The sequence below is a fragment of the Hominimerdicola alba 8 genome, from assembly GCF_000178155.2.
GTDB lineage: Bacteria > Bacillota > Clostridia > Oscillospirales > Ruminococcaceae > Hominimerdicola > Hominimerdicola alba_C.
On sequence record NZ_ADKM02000100.1, the window covers coordinates 13,150 to 25,937 of the forward strand.

At 47.5% G+C, this 12,788-nt stretch carries 10 protein-coding genes; 8 read left to right on the forward strand and 2 right to left on the reverse strand.

Annotation, left to right across the window (positions count from 1 at the left end):
* Positions 1 to 10 precede the first annotated feature (10 nt).
* From CUS_RS12340 to CUS_RS12365, 6 genes are all read left to right on the forward strand, one after another.
* A complete protein-coding gene (locus tag CUS_RS12340) occupies positions 11 to 592 on the forward strand; it encodes a TerD family protein (RefSeq protein WP_002851316.1) in 582 nt (193 codons plus the stop codon).
* Between the two features lie 13 nt (positions 593 to 605).
* Positions 606 to 1,259, forward strand: a complete 654-nt coding sequence (locus CUS_RS12345; RefSeq protein WP_002851169.1) for a TerD family protein — start codon at positions 606 to 608, stop codon at positions 1,257 to 1,259.
* 122 nt (positions 1,260 to 1,381) lie between these two features.
* Entirely contained in the window at positions 1,382 to 4,150 is a 2,769-nt protein-coding gene (locus tag CUS_RS12350; RefSeq protein WP_002851283.1) for a cation-translocating P-type ATPase, read from the forward strand.
* Between the two features lie 275 nt (positions 4,151 to 4,425).
* On the forward strand, positions 4,426 to 5,670 hold the full coding sequence (locus CUS_RS12355; RefSeq protein ID WP_002851223.1) for a phosphoribosyltransferase domain-containing protein: 1,245 nt from the start codon (positions 4,426 to 4,428) through the stop codon (positions 5,668 to 5,670).
* A 3-nt stretch (positions 5,671 to 5,673) separates the two neighbouring features.
* A complete protein-coding gene (locus CUS_RS12360; protein ID WP_002851236.1) occupies positions 5,674 to 6,729 on the forward strand; it encodes a cysteine protease StiP family protein in 1,056 nt (351 codons plus the stop codon).
* Between the two features lies 1 nt (position 6,730).
* Complete coding sequence (locus tag CUS_RS12365) at positions 6,731 to 7,486, forward strand: HAD family hydrolase (RefSeq protein ID WP_002851216.1); 756 nt, start codon at positions 6,731 to 6,733, stop codon at positions 7,484 to 7,486.
* Between the two features lie 82 nt (positions 7,487 to 7,568).
* Here CUS_RS12365 and CUS_RS12370 read toward each other — a convergent pair whose 3' ends face one another.
* Positions 7,569 to 8,591 (reverse strand): hypothetical protein, encoded by a 1,023-nt coding sequence (locus tag CUS_RS12370; protein ID WP_002851207.1) that lies wholly within the window; start codon positions 8,589 to 8,591, stop codon positions 7,569 to 7,571.
* Between the two features lie 205 nt (positions 8,592 to 8,796).
* Positions 8,797 to 10,566, reverse strand: coding sequence for a dockerin type I domain-containing protein (locus CUS_RS12375; protein WP_002851282.1), 1,770 nt, complete (start codon positions 10,564 to 10,566; stop codon positions 8,797 to 8,799).
* A gap of 732 nt (positions 10,567 to 11,298) precedes the next feature.
* Here CUS_RS12375 and CUS_RS12380 point away from each other — a divergent pair.
* The gene (locus tag CUS_RS12380) at positions 11,299 to 11,748 is read left to right on the forward strand and encodes a hypothetical protein (protein WP_002851247.1); all 450 of its coding nucleotides are present in this window, start codon (positions 11,299 to 11,301) and stop codon (positions 11,746 to 11,748) included.
* A 45-nt stretch (positions 11,749 to 11,793) separates the two neighbouring features.
* Complete coding sequence (locus CUS_RS12385; RefSeq protein ID WP_002851226.1) at positions 11,794 to 12,606, forward strand: zinc-ribbon domain-containing protein; 813 nt, start codon at positions 11,794 to 11,796, stop codon at positions 12,604 to 12,606.
* Positions 12,607 to 12,788 lie beyond the last annotated feature (182 nt).

A 12,788-nucleotide genomic window follows, 5' to 3' on the forward strand; every position in this document is an offset into this window, starting at 1 on the left:
GAACATTATTATGCCAATCAATCTTAGCAAAGGACAGAAAGTCAGCTTAACAAAGGGTAATCCCGGACTGAAGAACATCATGGTAGGTCTGGGCTGGGACGTAAATGCGTTCGATTCGGGTGTAGATTTCGACCTCGATACCGCTGCATTCATGGTAGATGACAGCGGCAGGTGCCCCAGCGAGAAGGAATTCATCTTCTACGGCAACCTTGAACACACCAGCGGTTCTGTAAAGCACATGGGCGATAACCTGACAGGCGGCGGCGACGGTGATGACGAGCAGATCATGATCGACCTGAGCCTGATCCCTCAGAATATCTCCAAGATCGCTTTCACTGTTACCATCTATGATGCTGACAACAGAAGACAGAACTTCGGTCAGGTATCCAACTCTTTCGTTCGTATAGTTGATCAGGCTACAGGCGAGGAGATCGTCAGATATGATCTGGGTGAGGATTTCTCCATCGAAACAGCTATAGTTGTTGGCGAACTGTACAGAAACAACGGCGAGTGGAAGTTCAACGCTATCGGCAGCGGTTTCCAGGGCGGACTTGCAGCACTCTGCGGTCACTATGGTATCGACGCTGAGTAAGGAGTAAGCTGCTATGTCGATCAGTTTGCAAAAAGGACAGAAAGTCAGCCTTTCTAAAGAGAGCGCAGGACTTTCAAAGGTTATTGTCGGTCTTGGCTGGGACGAAGCAAATCGACCTCAGCCCCAGCAGAAGCAGGGCGGTTTTTTCTCCGGACTGTTTGGCGGTTCAAACACTTCGGGCAATATGCAGTCTGTCGGCGGTGACACCATCGACTGTGACGCAGCTGCATTCATGCTCCAGAACGGCAGACTTGTCAATAAGAATGACATAATCTACTACGGCAATCTGCGCCACGCAACAGGTACAGTCGTTCACATGGGCGATAACCTTACAGGTGCAGGTGATGGCGATGATGAGCAGATCGTTGTTGATCTTGCTCAGGTGCCGCCTCAGTATGACAGGATCGTTGTTACTGTAAACATCTACCACGCAAAGCAGAAAAATCAGCATTTCGGCATGATAAACAATGCTTTCATCAGACTGGTGGATGCCAGAAACAACAAGGAGATATGCAGGTATAACCTGACTGACAGCTATCCGGGCATCACCGCAATGGTGTTCGGTGAGATCTACAGGCATAACAATGAATGGAAGTTCAATGCTATAGGTCAGGGCACCAACGACGGCAGTTTATCTGAACTTGCCGGAAGATATGCGGGCATGTGATAGTCCGTACTCAAAACAAAGAAAACAGGAGAACTGCGGCAGATGCCGCGGTTTCTCCTTATTTTCTGAAAAAATTCGGCTGTTCATACAGCTGATCTGTTTGTAAGGGAGTTTTAAAATTTATGGATCTAAAAGGTTTGACCTCAAAACAGGTCGAAGAATCTCGTGCAAAAAATGGCTCAAATGCCATACCTGAGGCAGAGCCTACCACGTTCTTTAAGGAGTTTCTTGAAACATTCGGTGACCCGATGATCAAGATCCTGCTGGCTATCGCCGCACTGATGATAGTAATGGCGATATTCGGTCTGGCTGAACCTTACGAGCCTATCGGTACTATCGTGGCAGTCCTGATAGTTGCTTTCGTTTCGGCAAAGACAAACGTTGCCAGCGACCAGAAGTATATCGAACTCAAAGAGAGTGCTGAGAAGGATAAGTGTAAAGCTATCCGCGAAGGTACTACAAATGTCATCGAAGTCGATGATGTCGTTGTCGGTGACCTGATACTGCTCCAGTCGGGCGATAAGATACCCGCTGACGGCGTGCTGGTACACGGCAATATCAAGGTCGATAACTCCGCACTCAACGGTGAGGCTGAGGAGTGCAAGAAGACTGCTGCTGAGGCAGGCTTTGAGATGCCTTCCGAGATCACAGGCGATACTTTCGTTGATGAACATTCGCTGTTCAGAGGCGCTGTATGTATCGACGGCGAGGGTTACCTCGATGTAAGAAATGTCGGTCTTAAGACAATGATGGGTAAGATGGCTGAGGAAATGAATGAGGAAGAACCCGATTCACCTCTGAAAGTCAAGCTGGCTAAGCTGGCTAACCAGATCTCGGTGTTCGGCTATGTTTCCGCTATCATAATCGCCATAGTTTATTTCATTTACTTCATCTTCTTCGCTAACGTTGTCACCGAAGCCGGCGACGTACTTGGCAAGGGTCCTTCGGTATTCTTCAATACCTCCGCAGCAGGCTGGGGCTGGGGCGATATAATCGGCAAGTTCGTTGACGGTGTTTCCATCGCTATCCTGATCGTTGTCTGCGCAGTTCCTGAGGGTCTGCCTCTGATGATCTCGCTGGTACTGATGCAGAACACCAGCAAGATGCTCGACCACAACGTTCTGGTACGTAAGGCTGTCGGTATCGAAACAGCAGGTTCTCTGAACGTTCTGTTCTCCGATAAGACAGGTACTATCACAAAGGGTAAGCTGGAAGTAGTTGAGTTCTTCACTGCTGACGGCAATGTTATCCCCAACGATCAGCTTGCAAACCACAAGCAGGTAAAGACCCTTCTTGATATCTCCATCGGTAAGAACACTCAGTCATTGTTCGACGGCAATCACAATGTCATCGGCGGTAACTTCACCGATCAGGCACTTATGCACTTTATCGGTGAGGCTGATTTCAATGCACTTAAAGAAAACACCGAGTATGAAGTCACCACTTATCAGGGCTTCAACTCTGCTAACAAGTTCAGCCAGTCCAGAATAGATAATCTGGGCAAGACCTTCTACAAGGGCGCTCCCGAAAGACTGCTGGCTAAGGCTACAAAGTACCTTGATGCTGACGGTAATATCAAGGATATCGATATGGCTAAGCTGAATGCCAAGATCGATGCGCTGGCAAACAAAGCTATGCGTGTACTGAGTTTCGGTTACTCCGAAAAGGCTATGGTCGAGAATCAGATCAACGATGATGTTGTTATCATCGGTCTGGTGGGCATCAGAGATGATGTTCGTCCTGAGGCTAAGGAAGCTATCAAGGAAGTTCAGGACGCAGGTATCCAGGTCGTAATGATCACAGGTGACCGTCTTGAAACCGCAAAGGCTATCGCTAAGGACGCAGGTCTTATCAAGTCCGATAATGACATCGCACTCTCTTCCGCAGAACTGAATAAGATGTCTGACGAAGAGGTCAAGAAGATCGTCCGCGATATCAGAGTTATTGCAAGAGCACTGCCTACCGATAAGTCTAGAATGGTAAGGATATGTCAGGAAATGAACCTCGTTGTCGGCATGACAGGCGACGGCGTAAACGACAGCCCTGCACTTAAGAAAGCCGATGTCGGCTTCGCAATGGGCAGTGGTACAGAAGCCGCTAAGGAAGCAGGCGAGATCGTTATCCTCGACGATAACTTCAAGTCCATCAAGGACGCTATCCTTTACGGCAGAACTATCTACCACAACATTCTTAAGTTCTGCAAGTTCCAGTTGGTCATCAACGTTGCCGCAGTTCTGGTTTCCGCATTCGGTCCGTTCTTCGGCGTTGAAGAACCTCTTAAAGTTACTCACCTGCTGTTCGTTAACCTCGTTATGGACGGTCTGGGCGCTATCATGCTGGGCAACGAGCCTGCACTTGAAAAGTACATGCACGAAAAGCCCAGAAGAAGAGATGAAAGCATCATCAGCAAGCCGATGGCTATACAGATCGGTGTTATGGGCGCTTGGCTGACTATCATGAGTTTCCTGTACTTCCTGATACCTGCCGCAGGCAACGGTATCGGTGATGTCATGAAGGATCTTTCAAAGGGTCTTGTATGCACCAACCTGTTTGATGGCAACGTAGACAAGCTCAAGACAGGCTACTTCGTACTGTTCATTCTCAGCGCACTGGCTAACGGCTTCAATGTAAGAGATGACAGGTTCGGCATATTCAAGGGTCTGAACCTGAACCCAGGATTCATCAAGGTAATGTTTGCTATCATCGCTGTACAGGCAGTTATCGTTAACTGCGCACTGATACCTCTTGCACCTTTCCAGTGGATAGGCAAGATGTTCAGCTGTGAGCCTTTCGGCATAGCAGGCTGGGTACTGGTAATCATCATGGCACTGACCATGATACCTGTTGACCTCATCAGAAAGACTGTTACCAATTCTGTAAACAACAAGTAAATAACGTTTTCACGGCTCACACACGGTTCTAAGGTGTGAGCCGTGAGTTATGTTTGATCTGAGCTGCATTTCAAATGCAGCACAAAGCCCTTGCAATGGCAAGAACTTTGTGGCGTGTTTGAATAATCATTTATGGTCATCCCTTTAAAACACCACTAAGAATAAAGGTATAACGAGGAAAAGAAAACCACCAATTATTCTAATGCTCGCTGAAAGGCTGTTTGGTATGGTGTGTCAGCGGGATTATCACGTAATCATTTCATAAGGAGAAAACAATGGAAAGTCAGTCATTAACAAAAAGAAAAACTTTTGATACACACCTTGCCTACGTGGTAAAAGGCAGTTCCGTGATGAATGCTGTACCCGTTGAAGAGTGCAGTTTCGCTGAGTATTCGCAGCAACAGCTGATGCACCTCGCAAAGCGTTTCCACAATACCAAGCGCACTTATCTGCTGGTTGACCCTCTTCAGGGAAAGCATATCCCTGTCAGCCCGCGCGACTGCCTGACCATGCTTCGCACACTCGGCGGCAGACTGCAAGCCGAGTTCCCCGAAACTAAGCTGGTAGTCGGTTTTGCCGAAACAGCTACCGCCATCGGCGCTGTCGTGGCTGAGTGCATGGGCGTCGGCTGTTCGTATATCACCACCACCCGTGAGGAAGTTCCCGAAGTCAGCAGTTGGATAGAATTTCAGGAAGAACACAGCCATGCCACCGAGCAGAAACTTTCTGCTGATGGCTTTGCCGCTGCACTTGAAAAGACTGAAACTGTAATTTTCGTAGATGATGAACTGTCCACAGGCAAAACCCTTGTCAACATGCTTGAACAGCTGAAACAGTCGTTCCCTCAGCTGAACGAAAAGCGTGTTGTTGCCGCGTCCATCATCAACCGCATGAGCGATGAGAATATCATGCGCCTTGCCGACAGGGGAATGATCTGCCGTGAACTTCTTAAGATAGACAATATCGACTACACTGAAACTGTCAACAAGTTCGCTATAACAGGCGCATCAGACCTGCCCGCGAATGACCTCGATGATGACTGCATCAAGTCGGCTTACCTGATAAAAGACGAGTGCGGACGCTCTCCCAGAACAGGAGTGGTCATCGGAGAATATATCAATGATGTTCTTGCGCGGCATGGATTTATAACCTCTGCCGACAGCACCATGCTGCCCGCAGGCAGAGATATTGTGGTCATCGGCACAGAAGAGTGCATGTATGCAGGTCTGCTGATAGCCGAACAGCTTGAACAGAGCGGCAATTACGACAGCGTGAAGTTCCACGCGACCACACGCAGTCCCATCGGTATCTGCACCGATGACGATTACCCGATATTCAACGGCTACAAGCTCCAGAGTTTCTATGAAAAGGGGAGACAGACCTATCTCTATGACCTCGCCCGCTATGATTCGGCAGTCATAGTCACCGATTCTGCCCCCGATAATATGGAGGCAGTCACCGAGCTTGAAGCCCTTTTGCGTCACTACGGCTGCCGCGAGATAATTGTGGAAAGGATATAACTGATGTTCGGTTCATACAGATCTGATGATGTAACAATACTTCTCAAAGATATAACAGGTCAGGTAAAACCCCAGACCACAGAAGAACGTGAGCGGCTTATACAGGGCGGCAGACATTACTGCGAAATGCTCCCCATTGAATATGAGCCGTCTGAGCAGTATATGAAAATGTTCTATACCGCTCTTGATATGTACAGCGGCATCACCGCTGAGGCTGTGGGCAGACTTGCTCAGCTGATATACAAAGATAAGGGCGAAAAAGCGGTGCTGGTATCTCTCGCCAGAGCAGGCACTTCCATCGGCGTGCTGTTGAAGCACTATATGGACAGAAAGTACGGCATCAACGTGGCGCATTATACCATTTCGATAATCCGCGGACGCGGCATCGACAAGAACGCTATGGACTATATACTGGCAAGGCATGACCCTAAGTATATCCAGTTCATTGATGGCTGGACGGGTAAAGGCGCTATCACCCGCCAGCTTGTTGAAGCTATGGCAGATTACCCGCAGGTCAGTGCAGGTCTGGGAGTGCTGTCTGACCCCGCATTCATTTCCGAAAAATGCGGCACTCACGATGACTTCCTTATCGCCAGCAGTTGTCTTAATTCGACAGTTTCAGGGCTTCTCAGCAGAACCTTCCTGCGTTCCGACATAATCGGTGAAAATGATTTTCACGGTGCGGTCTTCTATAAAGAACTTGCCGATAAAGACCTGACCTATCACTTCATCAACAGGGTAGAGCAGGAATTCTCATTCGAGGACTATGACCTCACCGATAAAGCCGCAGATACAGCAGAAAATACTATGGAGGAGGTGCGCCATATCTGCCGCGATTTTGACATCGCAGACATAAATCTGGTAAAGCCCAGCATTGGCGAAGCGACAAGAGTTCTTCTGCGCCGCATGCCCTGGAAAATGCTGGTGCATAGCCTTGATGACAGCGAGCATCTCGGTCATCTCTATCAGCTGGCTGAGGAAAAGGGCTGTGAACTGGTAGAGTACCCGCTCAGGCATTACCGCGCCTGCGGGCTTATCAAAACTATGGCGGATAACTGATATGGGAAAGATACTTTTAGCATGCGACCTTGACAATACGCTGATACACTCCTACAAGCATAAGCGCGAGGGTGATATCTGCGTTGAGATACTGCGCGGCGCTGAGCAGGGATTTATGTCCCGCCGCGTATATGAACAGCTTTCGGCTCTGCCTGATACTGTTGAACTTGTACCGCTTACCACCCGCTCGGTAGAACAGTTTGAGCGCATCAGACTGCCCGAAAATTCATTTGACCGCGCCATAACCACCAACGGCGCTATCCTCATAGAGAACGGCGTGCAGAACGAAAAGTGGCGGGAGAAACATCTGCGCTATGCCGCTGAACTTATGCCGCTTATGAAAAAACTCCGCGCCGAACTGGAGGGCGACCCTCTGCTGAATGTGGTGCGTATAGTCGATGAAATGTATCTGTACATCTCCTGTGCCGAACCAGAGTATGTGCCCGATTTTATGGACAAATACGGCAGTATCACAGAACTTGATGTTATGGCATCTGGCAGGAAGATATATTTTCTGCCGCCAAAGATAAATAAGGGCAGTGCGCTCCACCGCCTTGCCGAAAGGGAAGAGTTCCCGTTCACTGCGGCGGCGGGCGACAGCACTATCGACCTTCCAATGCTTGAAACGGCTGACCATGCCATTATCCCCGCCGCACTGGAGGGTCTGCTCAAAAACCAGAACCGCAGTGTGTTTCGCGGTGATGGTGACTTCGCTGAGTTCGTCACAGATACACTGTCCGAACTTATAAAAAAATAAGCCGCTGTAAGAAAATATCCCTATACCAAAACACAAAGCCCCGAAGCATCTGAATGCTTCGGGGCATATTTTATGTTTTCTATCAGACATTCAGCATGTCAGAAGTTACCAGCTTGCCGCCGCAAACGGTGCAGAATTTTCCGCTGGGGAAAGTCTTTCCGCACTGAGTACAGTGCATCATGCCGTCATTTACAGGGGCAGAAGTCTGATCGCTCTGAGCGACCAGTGTAGTTCCGCATACTGTGCAGAACTTGCCTCGCTCAAAGGTCTTGCCACAGCTGGGGCAAACCAGTCCTGATGTGTGCGATGCAGTGGGTGCAGAAGGTATCGGCGCAGGAGTTGGAGGTGCCATTAAAGGCGCGGGGGCAGGTGCAGGCTGTTCGGATGGTGCGCCTGCGGGAACCAGATTTCCGCCGCATGCAGTGCAGAACTTGCCTCTTTCATGTACCTTGCCGCATTCTGTGCAGACCAGCTTACCATCAGTCGTTTGCACAGCAGGCTGAACAGGCATTTGCTGTACAGGTTCGGGCTGTACAGCAAGTTCGGGCTGAGGTGCAGCGCCCATCGGCTGTAAACCTGTGCCGCATACAGTGCAGAATTTGCCTCTTTCATGTATCTTTCCGCAGGCGGGGCAGATAAGTTTGCTGTTGTCAGCGGCGGTTGCCTCTGCAGCAGGAGTTTTGATCACCGGCGCTTCTTCCACGATAGGTGCGGGTGATCCTTCAACCGCTCCAACGGCTCTGAGCGCACCACCGCATGAAGTGCAGAATTTTCCGCGCTCATGTATCTTGCCGCACTCAACACATACCAGCTGACCGCCCGCTTCGGGAACTTCTGCGGCGGGAGTTTCTACAACAGGTTCGGACATCTCCTGAACAGCGGGTGCATCATCAATGACAGCGCCGCCGATGGGTTTCAGCGCAGTACCGCAGAAAACACAGAACTTGCCGTCAGCGAATTTTTTTCCGCACTCAGGGCATTCAGCGGTAGGTTCGGCATCGCTCTCAACGGTCTTTATAGTGAAAAACTCACTGAGTTCGCCCCCGCAGTAAACGCAGAATTTGCCGCGTTTGCCTGTTTTACCGCATTTATTACATATAAGCATATTTCCTCCATTCCCGACAGTTGCATATAGCTATGCCGTACAAATTATTTGATACCGATATTAAATATTCTGGTTATTTTAATTATAATATTAATTCAACCGAATGTCAAGAGTATTTTGATGATTATGCGAAAAAAATCAGCCGCCCCCGCCAAATATTGGCGAGTGCGGCTTTTTCTATAACTATACTTCGCAGGAAATCTCACTATTTTATGCCCAGCATTTTGACTAATGTCATGCCGTCTTTAATGTTTACCATACCGTTGCCGTCAATGTCTGCACGCTGATAGCAGTCCTTTTTCAGAGCCTTTTTACCCGAAACGTGCGCAAGTACGACTGACGCATCGGTAACATTGGCAGAACCGTCACCGTTTATATCGCAGTCTGCCGTTTTCGGAACTGATGGAGAAACAGCCTTTGTGCCGCCGTTGTTCTGAATGGTTATCGTGTAAACACGGCTGGTTCCGCCCGCAGATATGCAGGTCACCTTTAAAACATTCTTGCCGTTGACCAGCGAAACATTGCCTGTGCCGTATACAGATGAATTATCGCTTTCTGCCCAAGCAGATATTTTCACACTGTCAGCGTTTACTGTTGCAGTGTACTCCTGTCTGCCGCTGCTGAAAGCAGGTGATATACCGACACCTTCAATGCTAAGTCCGCCGAGATAGTCGTTGCTGTCATTTTCAGTACCGGGCATCGGGCATACACCTGATGGCATGTTGTCATAAACGGGTATCTTGAATTCCATTGCAGTCGCCAGAACATCACTGCTGTAAGCATTCAGCATGTTGCGCGCTTCTGTTGCCTGACCGAAAACGCATGTCATATACTGGTGTGCAAAGTAGCCGTTGCCGCCGTCAGTCATGTCAAACTTCTGCAAATAAAGGGTATCCTGCTGACGGTTGATGTAGCCGTTGCCTAAGAATATCGACCCGCCGATTATCGACTTGTACTGATTTGTCCAGGGCAGTAATATCGAAGAGTCATAGGTTGATGCGTATTCTGCCGCCTTTGTGCCTGCTGTCATGGTAGCGGTCGCAAAAGCCTGTACATCGAAGAAGTTGAAATAATTCTCGTAGCCTTCAACTGTGCCCAGCGATTGCGGCGCACCGTATCTGCCCTGTTCGTTAAGACATCTCAGCGCCAGATGATATGGCGATACGCCCGAAGTTTCAGCCGCTTCAATGAAAGTATCGGCATAGCTGCGAACTTCACCCGTGTCAGGGCAGACATAATCGCCGCCCATGAATGACCCGCTGAGTATAGCCGAAACGCCCGAACGTGTCTGAACATTGCGGTCGTATGACAGGTTCTCAAACATGAATATGCCATCATCATTTATGAAATTTCTGGGGTCAAGATAATACTTGATTATCCCCTCAGATGCAGCGACCCAGCCTGTGTCAAGCTGATACCACAGACCTGTGCTGTAGTCATAAGCACCCTTTTCCATCGACTTCCATGAGTCAGGCGCATAGCTGTGTACAAGGTTTCTGCCGATGACAGTTTCTTCACTTACAGCTCTTTCCCAGTCGATGCCCACATGCTGTGCCTCGAATATCCAGTTGGGGTGCTGCCTGTGCATCTCCCTGAGGTATACCCTGTAACTTTCAGGAAAACCCTGTGATTCAAGATATGACTCGTAGTCGCTGCTGCTGCCCTGCGCCGTGAATTCCGATATGCACTCGGCAGGCACATAGCCGTCCAGCAGTTCATAGAGGACTCTGTACCACAGCTTTCCGTTGCTGTCATACTTTTCGCCCAGTATCGTTATGTAGTCGCCGCCGTCAAGCCAGCCCTTAGCATAAGAATTAGCATCGGCATCAGCCCGAACGTCAATGTAATCAACTGCACAAATACCACTTCTGTCCTGCGCCGCACTTGCTGTAATAGCATTGTTTTCCGCAAGGACTGTGCTTCCCAGCATCATAGCTGCTGCCATGATGACTGCTGCTGTCTTTTTTAGTATCAACGTTTTCACCTCCTGGTGAACAATAACAAAACTCTTCAATTACCTTCATTGACCCATCGTTGACTTTGTGGATATGTTCATTATATATAAAAAAAATCAACTTGTCAATCACATTTTATGTGAACATAGAGCGGAAATAGTTAAATGAACTCGCATAATTAATTAGTTACAAAAGAATTACAGCATATATAGAATTGAATATCAGCAAAACCACAATATATAGTGTGAGAATGTATGTTCACGCGATTTCTTCGTGATTTTTAACGAAAATTCAGCGCAGACTTTGACAATATGAACTTCCATAAGTCAGAAATTTGTATGCTGTGTAACGGTTACAGTGTATATTATTACAATATTTGTAACTGATTTGAATGTGTATCAAGATTATTTTCGACTCGAAATGAAGTTATTTTACGTTATGCGGAGTTATAAGTCTGCTTTCGCCGAAAAGCAGATACAATAATATGAAACTCTCCCGCAGAACTTTCGTGCTGCACACATAACTCTGACAGATATGTGAAAACATTCTTATCTGATGTAAAGCATTTAAAAATAAGCACTATTTGCTGCTTCAAAATCTTACATTAATTCTTCACTTTGTAGAAAAAGGCTGGTATAGGGGCAAAAACCTTAATTTTCTTACACATTTGTCTTTACTTTTGTAAAATAGTGTGATATAATATAATTTAGGGTCGTTTCAGAACAAGAACACCTGTCGGAGGCTAGAATAATATGACAAAAAATGAGGCTTTGGAAGTTCTCTCCTATCACTCCTGCCGTAATACCAATGTCGAAGACCCAAGGTGGGAATTCGGCTTTATCGGTCGTCTGCGACCGTCCGGCGGCGAACTTAACGAAGATAACTTCATCCAGATAATGGAGAGCATTCGTATTCTCAGAGAAGACCTTACTGCTGAGAAGATAGATAAAAATCTCGTCTACGATATCACAAGTATAATACGTCTGACGAGAATGTGGTGCACACCGCCCAACGGCGGCGCAAATAAAACAATGTCTGCCCATGAACAGGAGCAGCTCCTTCAGTGGGTCAGCATAATCGAAAAAACGCTGTTTTACCTGCTTGACGGTGCAGAGGATAATATCGCCTTTCAGGATTATTACTGCTATTTGCAGGACAGCACCGAGCAGCTGTTCAAAGCTGAACTGCTGAGAATGATATAGAAAAAGAGAAATAACGGCATTGCCGAAAGTGAGGAGTGTACAAGAATGAAATGTCCGATGTGCGGAAAATCAGTTGGTGACCATGATGCTCTCTGCCCCTCGTGTGGGTCTGAGTTATTTATTGATACCAAACTCGCCGCTAAAATTTTTGAGAAGCGTGAAGAGCCTGAGCCTGATGTACCAAAGTCAAAGGGTAAGAAAAAAGATAAGGTTGGCAGACTCAAAGGCAGTATGAAGCCGGACCTTCACAGTATCAAGTTGATAGCTATCGCCCTGCTCTCACTGTTGGTCATCATTCTTGTGGTCGTGCTGATATTCAGGTCTATCAGCACAAAGGGCGAAAAGTACGCTAAAAAAGCGGCTGACTTCATCGGCGCTGATTTTGATACAGCGTCCAAAAAGATGGACTTTAAGATAAAGCAGGAGTCGGGCTATAAAGGGCTGACTGCTGTTATCGACTATAACTACGTTGCCGAGTCTGATGACGATGTCCGCATCGACGGTGTGACTTATCCCGAATGGGCAGTCATTTTCAAGACCGATGAAAATGACAGGATAACCGAAGTGCGCTATTGTGACTTCAAGAGTATAAAGAGCGATATAAAGGGTGTAAAAAAGGAGCATATGGTGAATCTTGATAAGTTCACCACAGGCACCGATAAGTCCACGATCGATAAAGAACTTGATATGGACTATTACAGCATATCTTATACTAAGGACGGCACTGCCTATATCTACCGCTACTGGTACGAAAATGACAGCGGCGATGAACAGCCCGTTGTTCTGACTGTCTACTATGACAGCGACGGTGATTTCAAGGCTTATACACCCCAGATGCTCAACCACAGATATATGTGATGTCTTTCGTCCCCGCTACAGTGCGGGGACGATTTTTTATGGCTAAATATGTTATTATTTTTTTTCGACATTATCCGTCAGAAAATAATTATAAATTTTGATTAAAAACCCTTGACAAATGACCGCATATTTGTTATAATATCATTGACGAGATACGAATGTGTTTCGTATGCCCGCCGATA

Bases quoted from the DNA above. Each gene is read 5' to 3' on its own strand.
- CUS_RS12340 (WP_002851316.1), top strand. From the start codon at position 11: ATGCCAATCAATCTTAGCAAAGGACAGAAAGTCAGCTTAACAAAGGGT.
- CUS_RS12345 (WP_002851169.1), top strand. From the start codon at position 606: ATGTCGATCAGTTTGCAAAAAGGACAGAAAGTCAGCCTTTCTAAAGAG.
- CUS_RS12350 (WP_002851283.1), top strand. From the start codon at position 1,382: ATGGATCTAAAAGGTTTGACCTCAAAACAGGTCGAAGAATCTCGTGCA.
- CUS_RS12355 (WP_002851223.1), top strand. From the start codon at position 4,426: ATGGAAAGTCAGTCATTAACAAAAAGAAAAACTTTTGATACACACCTT.
- CUS_RS12360 (WP_002851236.1), top strand. From the start codon at position 5,674: ATGTTCGGTTCATACAGATCTGATGATGTAACAATACTTCTCAAAGAT.
- CUS_RS12365 (WP_002851216.1), top strand. From the start codon at position 6,731: ATGGGAAAGATACTTTTAGCATGCGACCTTGACAATACGCTGATACAC.
- CUS_RS12370 (WP_002851207.1), bottom strand. From the start codon at position 8,591: ATGCTTATATGTAATAAATGCGGTAAAACAGGCAAACGCGGCAAATTC.
- CUS_RS12380 (WP_002851247.1), top strand. From the start codon at position 11,299: ATGACAAAAAATGAGGCTTTGGAAGTTCTCTCCTATCACTCCTGCCGT.
- CUS_RS12385 (WP_002851226.1), top strand. From the start codon at position 11,794: ATGAAATGTCCGATGTGCGGAAAATCAGTTGGTGACCATGATGCTCTC.